Here is a 14,619-nt window from a genome sequence, read left to right as displayed (position 1 = left end):
TGGGCGCGAAGGCGGAACGGTTTCGGTCATGCCTGAGCGTAGAACTACCCGTCCGCCGGATGGCGACGCTTCTGCTGACAGCAGCGGCAGACAAGGCACAGTGGGGTCGTGACGACGTGAACGAAGCCGTCCACCGCTCTCACCACGGTCGCCTGGTCGCGCTGACGATCGCCACCTGGTGGGCCCTCTCGGGCCGGGCGGGCCGCGCTACCTACCACGCCCGCAAGAAGTGGCTCCGCTTCGACCACGGCCGCCCGAACGCGGCCGCGCTCGCACCGCCTGGCAGCGACTGAACACGCTGCCCGCCGTGACCTGACCCGCAGGCCACCGTCTCCACGACTGCGAGCCCGCCCGCTCCTCCGATTATGGTACCTGCGACCGGGAAGCCAAATGACCCAAGAACTGCCCCAACAAGCCCTGCACTGGCTGTGCCTTAGCGCCGGCTGCGAGTCCCACACCGTCGCACTGTCGATGGGGTCGGTCGCCAGGACGTTGACCTCTCGACTGGTGCAGCCCCACTGGTGAATGCCCAGTACCCGAAAGCCACCTTCCGGCGTCACCTGTGGACAATTTTGCCACCAGATCGTGACCCGATTCGCCGCAAAGTTCAGATGGTCTTCGGGCTTTTTGATTCACTGGACATGACTCAACCCGTGACCGCTTTCACTCCGCTGAAGGCGGGTCATAGGCCACGACGCCACCGTGCGACCGGACCACGATCGCGAAGCTCGACACCCCCGTCGATCCTCTACAGTTGGCCTCGCGCCCACCCCCTGCCGTCCTGGGAGATGTCTTCGTGAGTTCACACCCGCGCGAGTTCCGTCTGCTCGTCACCGGTGGAGGGACCGGTGGGCATACCTATCCGGCTCTGACCACGCTCCGCGCCCTCCAGGCCAGGCTCGCTGAGGAAGGCACAGCGGTCAGCGTCCTCTGGGCGGGCACCGCCGAGGGCCTGGAAGCCAGGGTGACCACGTCGGAGGGCATCCGGTTCACGTCAGTCGCCACCGGCAAGCTCCGCCGGTCGAGCAACCCGCTCGGCATGCTGACCGCGGCCAACATGAAGGACATGGCGCGCGTGCCGCTCGGCGTCGCGCAGGCCAGGTCGATCGTCGCCGAGTTCAAGCCGGACGTGATCCTGTCGACCGGCGGCTACGTCGCCGTCCCGATCGGGCTCGCCGCGGGTCTGCTGCGCCGTCCGCTCGTGGTGCACGAGCAGACCGTGCGGCTCGGGCTCGCCAACCGTCTCCTCGCCAAGCGCGCCACCCGCGTCGCGGTGTCCTCGCCGTCCACCCTCGAGCTGCTGTCGGAGAGCGTGCGCGAGCGGACCGTCGTCACCGGCAACCCGGTGCGCGCCGAGGTGTTGTCCGGGGAGCCGCTCAAGGCCGTCGACGCGCTCGGCCTGGACTCCTTCGACCCGGACCTGCCGGTCCTGTACGTGACGGGCGGCGCCCAGGGATCGGTCCAGATCAACACGCTGATCGCCGACACGCTGCCCTGGCTGCTCCCGCAGACGAACGTGATCCACCAGTGCGGGCCGAACAATCTCCAGGAGATGTTCGAGCGCACCGCCAAGCTCCCTGCGGACCTCGCGGCCCGGTACCGGGTGCTCGGGTTCGTCGGCGCCGAGCTGCCGGACGTGCTCGCCCTGGCCGACGTCGTCGTCTCCCGTAGCGGGGCCGGGACGATCGCGGAGCTGACCGCGCTGGGCAAGCCTTCCGTGCTGGTCCCCCTGCCGTCGTCGGCCGGGGACGAGCAGGCGCACAACGCGCGCCGGCTCCAAGATCTGGGCGCCGCCGTGGCCCTGGAGGGCGACGTGCACGAGATGGACCTCCGGGCGGCGCTCAGGCCGCTGCTCTCCGACGCCGGCCGGCGTGAGCGGATGTCCAACGCCGCTCAGGAGCATGGGCGTCCCGATGCTGCCGAGCGGCTGGTTGACGTGCTGCTGGAGGCTGCGCGGCCCGCCGCCGGGGCCTGACGATCCGCCGTTAGGCTGTCCCCGTGCTCATCGAGCGAGTCCGGGTCAAGCCGTCCGACGTCGAAGCGGGCCAGTGGCCCTGGACCGTGCCCGCCATCGGCGATCTCGCCGCCCAGGGTGTCCGGCTGAGCAGCAGCATCGTCGTCCTCGTCGGCGCCAACGGGAGCGGCAAGTCCACCCTGCTGGAGGCGATCGCCGAGGGCTACGGCCTGGACGTGCGCGGCGGGCACGGCGGCCGCAGGTACGCCAGCGCCCAGGAGACGAGCCCGCTCGGTGAGGCGCTCATGCTCGACCGCACCCGCGCCGGGTCGGGCATGACCCGCCGCAACGCCAAGGGCTTCTACCTGCGGGCCGAGACCGCTTTCGGGATGCTCGAGTACATGACCGGGGCCGGGATACCCGGCTACGGCGACAAGCCGTCCTGGGAGGTCAGCCACGGCGAGTCCTACCTCCAGGCGATCCTCGGGCGGTTCGACGGGCCGGGCCTGTACCTCCTGGACGAGGCCGAGGGGCCGCTGTCGTTCGAGTCGACCCTGCAGCTGCTGTACCGCCTGCAGGACCTGGTGGCCGAGTTCCCCGCGCAGGTGATCTACGCGACGCACTCGCCCATGGTCGCCGCGCTGCCGGGAGCGCAGATCCTCGAGATGACCGACGAGGGCATCGCTGAGCGGGAGTGGACCGAGCTGGAGTCGGTGGCTCTGTGGAAGAGATTCCTGGGCCGGCCCGAAACCTTCTTCGACGACGCCTCGTAAACGAACGGCAGACCGGCCACGGGCACCCGGCGTCCGGTCGTCAGGTCGGGGGCTCACACCGGGCTGAGGCGCCCTACTGTTGAGAACCACCCGAAACAGGAACGGAGCACCGATGTCCTCACAGCGGAGCGGCAGCAGCTGGGCCATGGGCGTCGCCGACGACGGAGTCGTCACGATCGGCGACCCGCGACTCAAGGCCCACACGACCATGGTCGGCCCGGCTGAGGCCGGCGAGCTGCTGCAGACCCTGACCACCCGGTTGCGCGACCTCCGCGGCGCTGGGCTCGCCGCGCCGCAGATCGGGGTCTCGGTCAGGGCCGCGGTCGTCGAGGTCCGCAAGACCGAGGTCTTCCCCGACAGGCCGGAGACCGGCCTGATCCAGCTGGTCGACCCCGTCGTCGTCGAGCGCTCCGACGAGACCGTGCTGGACTGGGAAGGCTGCTTCAGCGTGCCCGGCTACATGGGCCAGGTATCGCGGGCCGAGCACCTCACCGTCCGGTACACCACCGAGACCGGCGAGACGGTCACGCGCGAGTTCACGGGCTACCCCGCCCGGGTCGTCCAGCACGAGATCGACCACCTCGACGGCGTCGTGTACCTCGACCGCATGGCCGACCTGACCAGCCTCACCACCACCCAGAACTACCTCGACCACCACCGGCCGGCGTCGGGCTGAGGCCGCCAGCGGGTCTCTTGTGGACGAACCCCCGCCTGATTAGGGTCAGCGCCATGACCGAACCCCGCTCCTGGCAGTCCGAGACCGCTCTGCTCGGCAACGCCGACCCGGCCGACCCGACCGGCTGGTTCGAGCGGCTCTGGGCCTCCGCCAAGGACGGCGACGTCACGATGCCGTGGGACCGGTACGAACCGCATCCGGCGCTGGCCACCTGGGCAGGCACCCCCGGCCTTGGCACCGCGAGCGGCACCGCCGTCGTCGTCGGGTGCGGGCTGGGGGCCGACGCCGAGCACCTGTCCCGGCTCGGCTACGCGACGACGGCGTTCGACATCTCCCCCACCGCTGTCGCCGCTGCCCGTGACCGGAACCCTGACTCAGCGGTGACCTACGCCGTCGGGGACCTGCTCGACCTGCCGCACGAGTGGACGGGCGCCTTCGACCTGGTCGTCGAGATCTACACCGTCCAGGCGGTGAACCGCAGCGTCCGCGCCGGGCTCACCGCCGGCGTCCGCTCGCTGGTGGCGCCGGGCGGGACGCTGCTGGCGGTCCAGGCCATCGGCGAACCGGGCGACGACGACGGCCCACCCTGGCCGCTGACCCGGCCGGAGATCGAGGCGTTCGGCGCGGAGGGGCTGTCGGCCCTGTCTATCGAGAAGCTCGCGGCCCCGGGCTCGCCCGGCCGCCTCGGGCTCTGGCGCGCGGAGTTCCGCCGCGCCTGAGGCACTGGCCCGCACGACGGCGGTCACGGCCGGCTACTAGTCCACCCACCGGTCGTACTGCACGCTGAACTGCGCCGACCCCGCCTCTACGTCCATCGCCGATGCACACACCCGCCGCAGGTCCAGCAGGCTCTGGAAGGCGCACTCCGATCGGCCGGGTGTTACCGCAGCCGCCAGCTCCTCGCCCGACATGCCGGCCGGAGCATCGACCGTCAGCTCCACCCAGCAGCCCCCGGAGCCGCAGCCCATCCCCTCCGCCGTCACCCGGGCGCCGTCGGGCAGCGCGGGGAGGGACGACGCGGGCGGCATGGCCATCTCGTCGAGAGCCAGCGACAGGGGAAGCACCGCCAGCCCCACCGCCGCGACCACGACGAGCGTCACCGCTGCCCTGACCACCGTTCGGGTTCGCACCATGCGCAGACCCTACGGGAACCGGACGACGTGGCGCCGCGCCCCCTCTCGCGTTGGATCATCGCCCTGGTGGTGCTCACGACCATCGGCATACCGCTGGCCGCGCTGGCCCACGGCGCCTACGTCAGAGAAGAGAAGAGAAGAGAAGCAGTGGGCCAGGGACCGCGCCCTGCTGGACGCCGGCCGGCTGGACCGGTGGCCTGTCCCCGAGTCGATCGGGGACGGGACCGCAACGGACGGGACGATCGTCGAGGAAGCGTCCAGCTACGTGGTCGTCAGCTACACCGTTGAGCACCGGGGCTGGTTCGACGCGTCCACCGGGGAGTTCGAGTCGATCTGCTTCCACTTCCCGTACGTGGATCCTGACACGTTCCGAGAGGTCATCTGCCCGTGACTACCCAGCGATTGCGCCCGGAACTCTCGCGGATCCTGGGCGCAATCGCTGGGCTGACGCCCGGGAATCCGGACAGTTCTCCGCACGATTGAACCGATGTCCCCTTTCACCCGTAGTGAGGGGTAGAGGCCGGCAACGGGTCGGCCAGCGAACGAGAGGGGCGGAGCGTGCGCAGAGGGACAAAGGTGGCGGTCGGTGTCGGCGCTGGGGTGGTCGTGATCGGTGCGGCAGCAGTGATCTTCGGGCCGGGCCTGTACGCGGACCGGGCGAACGAGGCAGCGGCCGAGGCACCCGCCCTCGAGCAGTCGGCGGTTCCCCTGCCCGACGCCGACGCGGCCGCCGGCACGTGGACGATCAGCGACGGCTCGTTCGCCGGGTACCGGGTCGACGAGGTGCTGCAGGGCGAGGACGTGACGGTCACGGGGCGCACCGAGGACGTCACCGGTTCGGTCACGGTCGCCGACGGCGCGATCAGCGAGGCCGACGTCGAGGTGGACATCGCGAGCGTGGCGACCGACGAGGCCAACCGTGACGGGTACTTCCGCGACGAGGCGATGGAGGTCGGCACCTATCCGACGGCGACCTTCGTGCTCACCGAGCCTGCCCCGATCGAGGAGGGCGCCACGGCCGTCGAGCTGACGGGCGACCTCACCGTCCACGGCGTCACCCAGGCAGCCACCGTCGAGGCAGAGGTCGCCGGGGACGCGACCACAGGCGACCCCGTGCAGGTCATCGGCAGCGTCCCGGTCACGTTCGCGGATTTCGGCGTCGAAGCGCCGTCGCTCGGGTTCGTGACGGTGGAGGATGAGGGCAGCATCGAGTTCTCACTGCAGCTCCAGCCCGAGCAGTAGGCACGAGCGGCAGGACCCACGCGGCAGGACCCACAGCGACACCACCCGACAACGACGAAGCCGGAGGCGACCGGACCGTGACCAGAGGCGACTCGCCCGCCGGCGCCGAGGACGAGCTCCTCGCCGCGGTGCACGACACGCACGCCGGTGCGCTGTACCGGTACGTCGTGCGCCGCACGGGCGACGAGGAGGAGGCGCGCGACGTCGTGCAGGAGACCCTGCTGCGCGCGTGGCGCCACCCCGAGGTGCTCGAACGGTCGGAGGAGTCGGTGCGCGCCTGGCTGTTCACGGTCGCGCGCAACCTCACCGTCGACCACCTCCGCAGCGCCCGGCGCACCCGCGAGCGGGCCACCGGACACGTGCCGGACCGCGTGGAGCGGGACACGACGCAGGCAGTGCTCGACTCCTGGCTCGTCGCCGACGCGCTGGTGTCGCTCTCGCCGGCGCACCGGGCGGTCGTCGTCGGCGCGTACTACGGCGGCCGCTCGGTGGCCGAGCTCGCGACCGAGCTGGGCATCGCGCCCGGCACGGTGAAGTCGCGTCTGCACTACGGGCTGCGCGCGCTGCGCCTGGCCCTGCAGGAGAAAGGAGTCACCTCATGATCCCGGCAGACCCAGGACGCTGCGGCGACCAGTACGCCGAGTGGGACGCCGCGTACGTGCTCGGCGCCCTGAGCCCGAGCGATCGCCGTGCCTACGAGCGGCACCTCGCCGAGTGCGACGCATGCCGCTCCGCCGTCGCCGAGCTCGCCGGCATGCCGGGACTGCTGAGCGTCCTGACCCCTGCGCACGCCGAGGCGCTCGTCGCGGAGGCACCCGGTGCGGAGCTGTCCGACGGCGGCGGGCCCGCGCCGTACGGTGACGGCCCCGATCCGGCACCCGTGGTCTCGCTCGCGAGCCTCGCCGGCGCGGCACGCAGGTCCCGTACCCGACGCCGGTCGCTGACCGCCGTCGCCGCATCGGTCCTGGTGGCCGTCGGCGCCGTCGGCGGATCGGTGCTCGCAGGCAGCGACCTGTTCGGGGTGCCGGACGGTGCGGGCACGCCGCCGTCGGCCGCTGTCGCCGCTGCCCGGACGATCGAGCTGCGCCCGGTGGGCGACGCCGACATGCGCGCCGAGCTGATCGTCACACCCACCACCTGGGGCACGAGCCTGCGGTGGAGCTGCCACTACCCGCCCGAGCCGGGGCAGCAGCCCGACGCGACCTACGCGCCGGCCGAGCCGATCAGGTACGAGCTCGTCCTGGTCGGCCGGGACGGCGCGCGCACGGTAGCGGGGACCTGGTCCTGGTCGGGTGGCGCGACGACGGGCCTTGACGCGTCGTCGGCGGTACCGCTGACCGACGTCGACCGGATCGAGATCACCCTCGACGGGCACGAGGAGGCCCTCGCGTCCGCGACGCTATGACAGTAGCCGGGGCTCGGGTCGCGGCTCCAGGCCCACCAGCGGGCTACGCCGCACGACCAGGCGTAGCACGCCATGCTACGGTGGATGCATGACGGAGCAGATCAGCCAGCGAGAGCTGCGCAACGACAGCGGGCGCATCATGCGTGCGCTCGACGAGGGCCGCACCTTCATCGTGAGCCGCAACGGGCACCCCGTCGGCGAGCTGCGTCCGCTGCGCCGTCAGCGATTCATCGCCGCCCAGGCCGCCGTGGAGATGTTCCGGCATGCACCGAAGCTCGACTGGGACTCCGTCCGAGCCGACATCGACGAGTACGTGGACCAGGACATCGAGCCTCGTGGCTGAGCGCCTGCCCCAGGGACTCCTCGACACGTCGGTAATGATCGGCCTGGAAGACATTCCGGCCGTCGACCTGCCCGTCGAGGTCGCGATCTGCACAATCACTCTGGCCGAGCTCGCTGCGGCACCGGCGGCTGCCACCGACGCGACCGAACGGGCTCGACGCCAGGACCGGCTCCAGCGCACCGAGGCCGCGTTCGACCCGATCCCGTTCGACCTCGAAGCCGCCCGCAGCTACGCCAGGGTGTACGCCGCAGTCGTGGCTCAAGGACGCAAGCCCCGTCGTCGGCTCGCCGATCTGATGATCGCGTCAGTCGCGCTCACCGAGGGCCTTCCGGTGATCACACGCAACCCCGACGACTTCGTCGGGCTCGAGGACCTCATCGACGTCGCAACGGTCTGAGGCCCGGACCCGAACGCGTCAGGACCCTGGTGACGCCATGGCGTCACCAGGGTCCTGACGGCAGCTGGAGCGGGTCAGCCCCAGATCGCATCCGCCCACTCCGGGTGGTCGATGAACGGGTTCCGGTTGTGCTGGAACTGCTCGTAGATCACGTCGTTGCGGTTCGCCTCGAACGCGGAGACCGGGTCGGCGTCGTGCCAGTCGAGCAGCACCGACAGCCGGCCGTGCAGCGGGGCCGAGCCGTTGCTGACCGAGTCGTTGGGCTCCAGGTCGGCGAAGCTGTCCTCGCCCTCGTAGCGCACCGCCATGTAGAGGATCATGCGCGCGACGTCGCCCTTCACCTCGTCCCGCGGCTCGAACGAGTCCGAGTCGGTGTAGTTGCCCGGTGCACCGCTGACCTGGCTGCCGCCGTCGTCGAAGTCCTTGTTGCCGCGGATGCTGTTGACCTGGACGTCCGTGGGGCGCAGGTGGTGCAGGTCCGTCCCCGGGCCGGTCGCCGTGCCGAAGTCGCCGTGCGACTTGGCCCAGACGTGCTCCCGGTTCCAGTCGCCGACGTCGCCGCCGTTGAGGTTCTTGGAGCGCGACTCACCGCTGTACAGCAGGACCACGTTATTCGGGTTCGCGGGGTCCTCGTCCGATGCCTGGAGCCCCGTCCACACCTCGCTGTACGAGAGCTGGTCGCCCGCGCTGATGATGTCGTTCAGCTCGGCCTGGAGCGCCTCGCCCGTCAGGCCCGCCGCGCTGTCGTAGTAGCCGGCGGGGACGTCCGCGACGGTCCGCGCGGCGCCGCTCTGCGCGACCGCGCCCGGCGCCGCCAGCACCCCCGCAGCGATGACGAGCGCCGACAGCCCGCTCCCCCAAGCCCGTCCGAGACGTGTGCGCATTGTCGACCTCCGTGTCGGCCCGCCGCCCCCTGCGGGCCACGGTGCGTCGTTCACACTGGCATGCGAAGGATGCGAGGTATACCGCCTTCGGTTAATTCCGGGTGAAATCTGCTCTACTTTCCCCTATTCACCCGCCCTCTTGCGCGGCCACCCAGTGATCGTGCCCAGAAATCGGGTGGATCCTGGGCACAATCACTGGGTCGCGGAGGCAACCGCACAGGCCACCGACCGCGCCGCTACACCGGCCGGTACGTCGTCTCGTCCAGGCCCGACTGAGTCGGGTCGTGGTCCACCTCCCCGACGTCGTACATCGTCGTCATCCAGTGGTAGAAGTTGTCGCCGCGGTCCCGGAGCAGCCGGTACAGCCGCCCCATCATGCGGCGCTGCACGTCCGCCGTCGCGGGCCGGTCGTAGACGTTCGTCAGCTCGTGCGGATCGGTCTGCAGGTCGTACAGCTCGTTCACCGAGTCAGGGTTGACCACCAGCTTGTACCGGTCCTCCCGCAGCATGCGCTGCGGGTACGGGAAGTGGTGCCCGTGGAACTCGCACACGATGTCCTCCTGCCACTCCACCTCCTCGCCGCGAGCCAGCGGCAGCAGGCTCCGCGAGTCGACGGCGGGCGCCGGGTCGATCCCGGCCAGCTCGAGGATCGTGGCCGTGCAGTCCAGCAGGCTCACGAACTCGGTCCGCACCTGGCCCGCCGGGCCGCCCGGGACCCGCAGCAGGCCTGGTGTGCGGTAGATGTCCTCGTACATCGCCGGTCCCTTGTCGTGCAGGCGGTGCGCCCCGGTGAACTCGCCGTGGTCGCACGTGAAGAAGACCGCCGTGTCGTCCACCAGGCCCAGCCGTTCGAGCGCGTCCATGACGCGCCCGATCTGCTGGTCGATGAGGGTCACGTAGCCCCAGTAGACGGCGATCAGCTTGCGCGTCACCTCGATGGGCATCGTGTCGAACGTCCAGTGCGCGCTGTAGTTGGCCTGGACGGGCGGCTTGCCCTCGAACGTCTCGGCGATCGATGCGGGCAGCTCGACGTCGGCCGGGTCGAACATGTCGAAGTACTCGTCCGGCACGATGTACGGCAGGTGGGGCCCGAAGAAGCTGAGCTCCAGGAAGAACGGCCGTGCCCCGCTGCGGTAGTCGTCGGCGTACCGCTCCAGCAGCTCGATGGTGCGGGTCGCCAGGTAGTGCTCGAACGTGGCCTCGACGGGCTGGTGCAGGCGCGCCGCCAGCAGGTTGCCCGGCCCGCCGTTGGGCAGCGTGCCGCGCACGCGGTCGCTGATCTCGTACGGCGGCAGGCCGCCCGCCTTCAGGTACGCCAGGTAGTCCTCGTTGTCCACCGGGTTGTGCCACCCCGGCAGGTCCGGCCCGTCGAACCCGAAGTACGCGGCGTTCTTCACCGTGCCGGCGTGCCACTTGCCCACGAGCCCGGTGTTGTACCCGTGCTCCCGCAGCGCCTCGACATAGGTGAAGGTGCCGTCGGCCAGGTCCTCCTGGTAGCCCACGTTGCGCTCGTGGTTGGCCAGCACCTGGTGCCGGAACGGGGCCTGCCCGGTGAGCAGGCTCGCCCGCGACGGCGTACAGATCGCCGTCGGCGTGTACCACCGGTCGAACCGGGTGCCCGTGCGGGCCAGCTCGTCCAGCACCGGCGTGCTCGCGTGCGAGTTGCCGTAGGCGCCCAGCGTGTCCGCCCGGTGCTGGTCGGTCATGAGGAACAGGACGTTCTTCGGTTCGGCTGCCACCGGGTCACTCACCCGCCTTGAGGAACAGGTCGCCCGTGTAGTACTCGGCGGGGTCGACCGGCGCGTCGAGCGTGCCCGCCTGGACGAAGTACTCGTTCATGCCGGACAGCCACGTGTCGACGGTGCCGTCCTCGGTGATCTTGTCGAGCTCCGCCAGGTCGAGGACCTCGACGTTCGCGGCGTCCGCCTCGACGTCGGCCACGTCGAGGTTGTTGAAGTCGGCGGTCAGCTCGATGGTCTCGTCCATGTTCTCCGCCCGGTAGGCGATGGCCTCGCGCAGCACCTTGAGCACGGCGTCGACCTTCTCGGCGTCGTCGGCCACGACGTCGTTGCCCGCCACGAACGCCGTCGGGAAGGCGACCGTCTCCTCGAAGTCGGTGTTGTCCGCGAGCTCGACCAGGTCGGGCACCTGCTCCTTGACCGTCGCGAGCGACGGGTACCAGAAGCCGGCGGCGTCGACCTGCCCGGACGACAGCGCGGCCACGATGGCAGGCGGCTCCATCGGCACGAGCTCGACGTCCTCCTTGGTCATGCCCGCCTCCTCGAGGGCGAGCGTCAGGATCATGTCGCCCGACGTGCCCTCCGGCACCGCGACCGTCTTGCCCGCGAGGTCCTCGACGGACTCGATGCCGGGCTGCGCGACGACGCGGTCCGCCCGGCCGAGCGTGTTCATCGCGACGAGCTTCGCCTGCCCGGAGGCCGGCAGCCAGAACGCGCCGGGGCCGATGTACCCGAAGTCGAGGTCGCCGGTACCGAGCGCCTGGATCTGCAGCGGCCCGTTGGTGAACGACGACGTGGTGGCGTCGACGCCGTGCTTGTCCCACAGCCCCTGGTCCTCGGCGATCGCCAGCAGGCTGGTGCCGTTGAAGTCGGGGATGTAGCCGAAGGTCACCTCGATGGTGTCGCCGTCTTCGCCGGCGGCACCGCCGGAGGAGCAGGCGCCCACGGACAGCACGAGGGCGAGGCCGGCGAGCGCCGCACCGAGAGATCTACGCGGGAAGGTCCTGGAAAATCGCATGGGGGATCCTTAGAGCTGGTTCTTTAGTTCTGGACAGGTCTGGGTTCTGGACAGGTCTGGCTTCGGCGACCGGCTCGCGGACTAGTGGTCGGCGGTCTGGTGGTAGACGGCGCGCCACACGCGGTTGCGCAGCTCGCCGAACGCAGGGCTGAGGCGCACGTCCTCGGTGCGCGGGTACGGGAGGTCGACGTCGATGACCTCGTGGATGCGGCCCGGGCGAGCGGCCATGACCACGACGCGGCCGGCGAGGAACACCGCCTCGTCGACGTCGTGCGTGATGAACAGGACCGTGCGCTTCTCGGTGCTCCAGGTGTCGAGGAGCTGCTCCTGCAGGCGCACACGCGTCAGGGCGTCGAGCGCACCGAACGGCTCGTCCATGAGCAGGATCGACGGGTTCACCGCGTAGGCCCTGGCGATGGCGCAGCGCTGCTTCATGCCGCCGGAGAGCGTCTTGGGCAGCGCGTCCGCGAACTGCTCCAGGCCGACCAGGCGTACGTAGTGCTCGGCGCGCTCCCGGCGCTCGGCGGCAGGCAGGCCTGCCACCTTGAGCCCGAACTCGACGTTCTTGCGCACGGTCAGCCACGGGAACAGCGCGTACTGCTGGAAGATGACGCCGCGCTCCGGCCCGGGGCCGGTCACGCCCTTGCCGTCGACGAGCACCTCGCCGGACGTCGGCGTCTCCAGGCCCGCGACGATGTTCATCAGGGTGGACTTGCCGCAGCCGGACGGGCCGACGACGGTCACGAACTCGTTGTCGGCGACGTCGAGGGAGACGCCGTCGAGCGCGACGAACTCCTCGTCCTGCAGGGCGAACGTCTTACGGGTGTCGCGGACTGAGATCTTCGCGGTGTCGGTCATGGTCCTCGGGGTGTCCTGAGTGGTGGTCATCGTCGCTCCTGCCATCCGGTGAGCCTGGTCTCCGCGAGCAGCAGCAGCCGGTCCATCGCCAGGCCGAGGATGCCGATGACGACGATGCTGACGAAGATCGTCGCGAGGTCGTAGTAGGTCTGGGCCTGCTGCATGCGGAACCCGAGGCCCGCCTGCGCGGCGAGCAGCTCGGCGGCCACGAGGGTGGCCCACGCCGAGCCGAGGCCGACGCGCATGCCGACGAGGATGAACGGCGAGGACGCCGGCACCACGACGCGCAGGAAGATCGTGCCGTCCTTCGCGCCGAGCACCCGGGCCGCGTTGATGAGCGTCCGGTCCACGCTGACCACGCCCTGGTACGTCGAGATGACGCACGCGAGGAACGCCGCGAGGAAGATGACGAACACCTTCGGCAGCTCGCCGATGCCCATCAGCACCAGCACCAGCGGCAGCAGCGCGAGCGGCGGGATGGTGCGGAAGAACTGGATCCACGGCTCGAACAGGCCACGGGCGGGCGTGTACCAGCCCATGAGGAACCCGACGGGGACCGCGGCGGCCGACCCGAGCAGGAACCCGGCCAGGACTCGGCCGAGGCTGGCCGTCAGGTCCTCCATCAGGGTGCCGTCGCTCCACAGCTCGATGCCCTTGACGAGCACCTCGGGCGGCGTCGGGAGCTGGAGCCCGCTGAGGGCCAGCACCCACCAGATCCCGATGCCGCCCACCACCGAGACGGTGTTGAGGAGGAGCAGGGTGGTTCGCTTCCCAGGGCGGCGACGGGGTGGCGACCCGTTCTTGGTCGGGGTGGGAGTCGACACGGTCGACGCTGTCACAGGGCTCTCCTCATACGTGCGTGCAGAGTCTCGGGCGGGGTCCCGGGCCGTGGCCCGCGTAACGACCTGCGCAGCTCTCCGGGGGCATGGGTGGTCTCCGGCTCGGGGTACCCGGCCAGCAGCGGGGAAAGGTGGAAGGCGGCGGCGAGCGCGCCGAGCGCGCCGTCGGTGTCGCGCAGCCGCCCGGCGCGCACCACCAGCGAGTCGCCGGTGGGCAGCGGGTGCAGCTCGTAGCGCAGGGTGGCGGCGGCCTGCTCGACGATCACGGGCGCGACGCGCGTGATCTCGCCGCCGATCACTATCTCGTCCGGGTCCAGGGTCAGGGCGGCCATGCCGAGCACGCGCCCCACGGTCGCGCCGACGTCGCGCAGCACGCCCTCGACCACGGGGTCGCTGGTGGCGACGGCCGCTGCGAGGTCGTCAAGGGACTCCACCTCCACACCCTTGTCGCGGCAGGCGGCGAGGACCGCATGGACGGATGCGACGGTCTCGAGGCAGCCGCGCTTGCCGCAGCGGCACCTGGTGCCCGCCGGGTCGACGGAGACGTGGCCGAGCTCGCCGGCGTACCCGTGCGCCCCGGTACCGATCCGCCCGCCGACGACGAGCCCGCCGCCCACGCCGTCCGACAGGCGCACGTACAGCAGGTCGCTCGCGCTCTCGGGCTGCGACACCGCCTCCGCGAGCGCCGCCAGGCGGGTGTTGTTGTCGACGACGACGGGCGCGCCGAACCGTTCGGCGAACGCGGCGTGCACGCCGTCGGGCGCGGTGCGACGCACCCAGGGCACCTGTTCGCTGTCGGGGCGCCGGCCGCCGTGCGGTCCGGCGACACCGATGCCGACCGCCTGGAGCTCGCCGAAGTGCAGCCCGTGCTCGCGGGCGAGCCGGTCGATGAGCCCGAAGGCGAGCTCGAGACGTTCGGCCCCGACGGTGTCGTCGTCGTAGTGCTCGACGCCGGAGGCGACGGTCTCGCGCGTCGCGTCGGCCACCGCGGCACGGACACGCCGGTGGCCGAAGTCGACGCCGAGGTACTGGCCGGACCCGGGGTCGAGGGCCAGCCGTTCGGCGGGCCGGCCGCTGCCCCTGCGGGTGGCGGCGTCGGTGTCGAGCACCACGACGGCGCCGCGCCGCAGGAGCTCTGCGGTGGTCTCGGAGAGGGTGGTCCGGGAAAGTCCTACGCGCCGGGCGAGCTCGGCGCGGCTCAGCGGTCCGTCGCGCAGCGCACCGAGGACGCGGCCTTCATGGGCGCGCCTCGCGGTGGTACCGGGTGTCGTCGTCGACATACCAGCGACCATAGGGACCCCTCAATTTTTCCGTCAACGACCCGGCAGAAAGCCGCATCAATCTGCCAACTCTCAAAC

General features: G+C 70.9%; 18 protein-coding genes. 11 read left to right on the top strand and 7 right to left on the bottom strand.

All coding sequences use genetic code 11. From position 1 onward, the window contains the following. Nucleotides 1-59: 59 nt before the first annotated feature. The 5 genes from APR04_RS00645 (at nt 60) to APR04_RS00625 (ending at nt 4,122) form a co-directional block, all read left to right on the top strand. Complete coding sequence (locus tag APR04_RS00645) at nt 60-293, top strand: hypothetical protein (protein ID WP_253867185.1); 234 nt, start codon at nt 60-62, stop codon at nt 291-293. A 503-nt stretch (nt 294-796) separates the two neighbouring features. After that, nucleotides 797-1,975, top strand: a complete 1,179-nt coding sequence (locus APR04_RS00640) for a UDP-N-acetylglucosamine--N-acetylmuramyl-(pentapeptide) pyrophosphoryl-undecaprenol N-acetylglucosamine transferase (RefSeq protein ID WP_253867184.1) — start codon at nt 797-799, stop codon at nt 1,973-1,975. A gap of 23 nt (nt 1,976-1,998) precedes the next feature. Further along, nucleotides 1,999-2,727, top strand: coding sequence for an AAA family ATPase (locus tag APR04_RS00635; protein WP_253867183.1), 729 nt, complete (start codon nt 1,999-2,001; stop codon nt 2,725-2,727). Nucleotides 2,728-2,839: 112 nt separating this feature from the next. Further along, on the top strand, nt 2,840-3,403 hold the full coding sequence (gene def / locus APR04_RS00630; protein ID WP_253867182.1) for a peptide deformylase: 564 nt from the start codon (nt 2,840-2,842) through the stop codon (nt 3,401-3,403). Nucleotides 3,404-3,456: 53 nt separating this feature from the next. After that, the gene (locus tag APR04_RS00625) at nt 3,457-4,122 is read left to right on the top strand and encodes a class I SAM-dependent methyltransferase (protein ID WP_253867181.1); all 666 of its coding nucleotides are present in this window, start codon (nt 3,457-3,459) and stop codon (nt 4,120-4,122) included. Between the two features lie 36 nt (nt 4,123-4,158). Here APR04_RS00625 and APR04_RS00620 read toward each other — a convergent pair whose 3' ends face one another. After that, nucleotides 4,159-4,536: a hypothetical protein gene (locus tag APR04_RS00620; RefSeq protein WP_253867180.1), complete on the bottom strand. Its 378-nt coding sequence runs from the start codon at nt 4,534-4,536 to the stop codon at nt 4,159-4,161. On the opposite strand from APR04_RS00620, the gene APR04_RS00615 reads away from it, so the two are divergent. The 6 genes from APR04_RS00615 (at nt 4,535) to APR04_RS00590 (ending at nt 7,923) form a co-directional block, all read left to right on the top strand. Further along, complete coding sequence (locus APR04_RS00615) at nt 4,535-4,927, top strand: hypothetical protein (RefSeq protein ID WP_253867179.1); 393 nt, start codon at nt 4,535-4,537, stop codon at nt 4,925-4,927. The genes APR04_RS00620 and APR04_RS00615 overlap by 2 nt on opposite strands. Nucleotides 4,928-5,094: 167 nt before the next feature. Further along, nucleotides 5,095-5,778, top strand: coding sequence for a YceI family protein (locus APR04_RS00610; protein WP_253867178.1), 684 nt, complete (start codon nt 5,095-5,097; stop codon nt 5,776-5,778). A 77-nt stretch (nt 5,779-5,855) separates the two neighbouring features. After that, nucleotides 5,856-6,380 (top strand): sigma-70 family RNA polymerase sigma factor, encoded by a 525-nt coding sequence (locus tag APR04_RS00605; protein WP_253867175.1) that lies wholly within the window; start codon nt 5,856-5,858, stop codon nt 6,378-6,380. Beyond that, complete coding sequence (locus APR04_RS00600; protein ID WP_253867172.1) at nt 6,377-7,183, top strand: anti-sigma factor family protein; 807 nt, start codon at nt 6,377-6,379, stop codon at nt 7,181-7,183. The genes APR04_RS00605 and APR04_RS00600 overlap by 4 nt, the downstream gene beginning before the upstream one ends. Before the next feature lie 88 nt (nt 7,184-7,271). Beyond that, nucleotides 7,272-7,526, top strand: a complete 255-nt coding sequence (locus APR04_RS00595; protein WP_253867171.1) for a type II toxin-antitoxin system Phd/YefM family antitoxin — start codon at nt 7,272-7,274, stop codon at nt 7,524-7,526. Beyond that, nucleotides 7,519-7,923 (top strand): type II toxin-antitoxin system VapC family toxin, encoded by a 405-nt coding sequence (locus tag APR04_RS00590; RefSeq protein ID WP_253867168.1) that lies wholly within the window; start codon nt 7,519-7,521, stop codon nt 7,921-7,923. Before APR04_RS00595 ends, APR04_RS00590 begins: the two co-directional genes overlap by 8 nt. A gap of 74 nt (nt 7,924-7,997) precedes the next feature. On the opposite strand, the gene APR04_RS00585 is transcribed toward APR04_RS00590, so the two are convergent. The 6 genes from APR04_RS00585 to APR04_RS00560 form a co-directional block, all read right to left on the bottom strand. Then, a complete protein-coding gene (locus tag APR04_RS00585) occupies nt 7,998-8,807 on the bottom strand; it encodes an endonuclease I family protein (protein WP_253867165.1) in 810 nt (269 codons plus the stop codon). Nucleotides 8,808-9,043: 236 nt separating this feature from the next. Further along, on the bottom strand, nt 9,044-10,546 hold the full coding sequence (locus APR04_RS00580; RefSeq protein ID WP_253867163.1) for a sulfatase family protein: 1,503 nt from the start codon (nt 10,544-10,546) through the stop codon (nt 9,044-9,046). Between the two features lie 4 nt (nt 10,547-10,550). After that, complete coding sequence (locus APR04_RS00575) at nt 10,551-11,564, bottom strand: aliphatic sulfonate ABC transporter substrate-binding protein (protein ID WP_253867160.1); 1,014 nt, start codon at nt 11,562-11,564, stop codon at nt 10,551-10,553. A gap of 81 nt (nt 11,565-11,645) precedes the next feature. Then, on the bottom strand, nt 11,646-12,452 hold the full coding sequence (locus APR04_RS00570; protein WP_253867158.1) for an ABC transporter ATP-binding protein: 807 nt from the start codon (nt 12,450-12,452) through the stop codon (nt 11,646-11,648). Beyond that, nucleotides 12,449-13,261, bottom strand: a complete 813-nt coding sequence (locus tag APR04_RS00565) for an ABC transporter permease (protein ID WP_253867156.1) — start codon at nt 13,259-13,261, stop codon at nt 12,449-12,451. Before APR04_RS00565 ends, APR04_RS00570 begins: the two co-directional genes overlap by 4 nt. Next, nucleotides 13,258-14,541 carry an ROK family protein gene (locus tag APR04_RS00560; RefSeq protein WP_253867155.1) on the bottom strand — a complete coding sequence of 428 codons (1,284 nt, stop codon included), beginning with the start codon at nt 14,539-14,541 and terminating at the stop codon, nt 13,258-13,260. The genes APR04_RS00565 and APR04_RS00560 overlap by 4 nt, the downstream gene beginning before the upstream one ends. Nucleotides 14,542-14,619: the final 78 nt, after the last annotated feature.

This window comes from Promicromonospora umidemergens (assembly GCF_024171995.1).
GTDB classification, from domain to species: domain Bacteria; phylum Actinomycetota; class Actinomycetes; order Actinomycetales; family Cellulomonadaceae; genus Promicromonospora; species Promicromonospora umidemergens.
Note: the sequence above shows the minus strand (reverse complement) of the source record. Positions and strands in the feature narration are given on the sequence as shown.

Coding starts and splice junctions, on each gene's coding strand:
- APR04_RS00645 (WP_253867185.1), top strand. CDS start 60: ATGGCGACGCTTCTGCTGACAGCAGCGGCAGACAAGGCACAGTGGGGT.
- def (WP_253867182.1), top strand. CDS start 2,840: ATGTCCTCACAGCGGAGCGGCAGCAGCTGGGCCATGGGCGTCGCCGAC.
- APR04_RS00625 (WP_253867181.1), top strand. CDS start 3,457: ATGACCGAACCCCGCTCCTGGCAGTCCGAGACCGCTCTGCTCGGCAAC.
- APR04_RS00615 (WP_253867179.1), top strand. CDS start 4,535: ATGCGCAGACCCTACGGGAACCGGACGACGTGGCGCCGCGCCCCCTCT.
- APR04_RS00620 (WP_253867180.1), bottom strand. CDS start 4,536: ATGGTGCGAACCCGAACGGTGGTCAGGGCAGCGGTGACGCTCGTCGTG.
- APR04_RS00600 (WP_253867172.1), top strand. CDS start 6,377: ATGATCCCGGCAGACCCAGGACGCTGCGGCGACCAGTACGCCGAGTGG.
- APR04_RS00595 (WP_253867171.1), top strand. CDS start 7,272: ATGACGGAGCAGATCAGCCAGCGAGAGCTGCGCAACGACAGCGGGCGC.
- APR04_RS00585 (WP_253867165.1), bottom strand. CDS start 8,807: ATGCGCACACGTCTCGGACGGGCTTGGGGGAGCGGGCTGTCGGCGCTC.
- APR04_RS00575 (WP_253867160.1), bottom strand. CDS start 11,564: ATGCGATTTTCCAGGACCTTCCCGCGTAGATCTCTCGGTGCGGCGCTC.
- APR04_RS00570 (WP_253867158.1), bottom strand. CDS start 12,452: ATGACCACCACTCAGGACACCCCGAGGACCATGACCGACACCGCGAAG.
- APR04_RS00560 (WP_253867155.1), bottom strand. CDS start 14,541: ATGTCGACGACGACACCCGGTACCACCGCGAGGCGCGCCCATGAAGGC.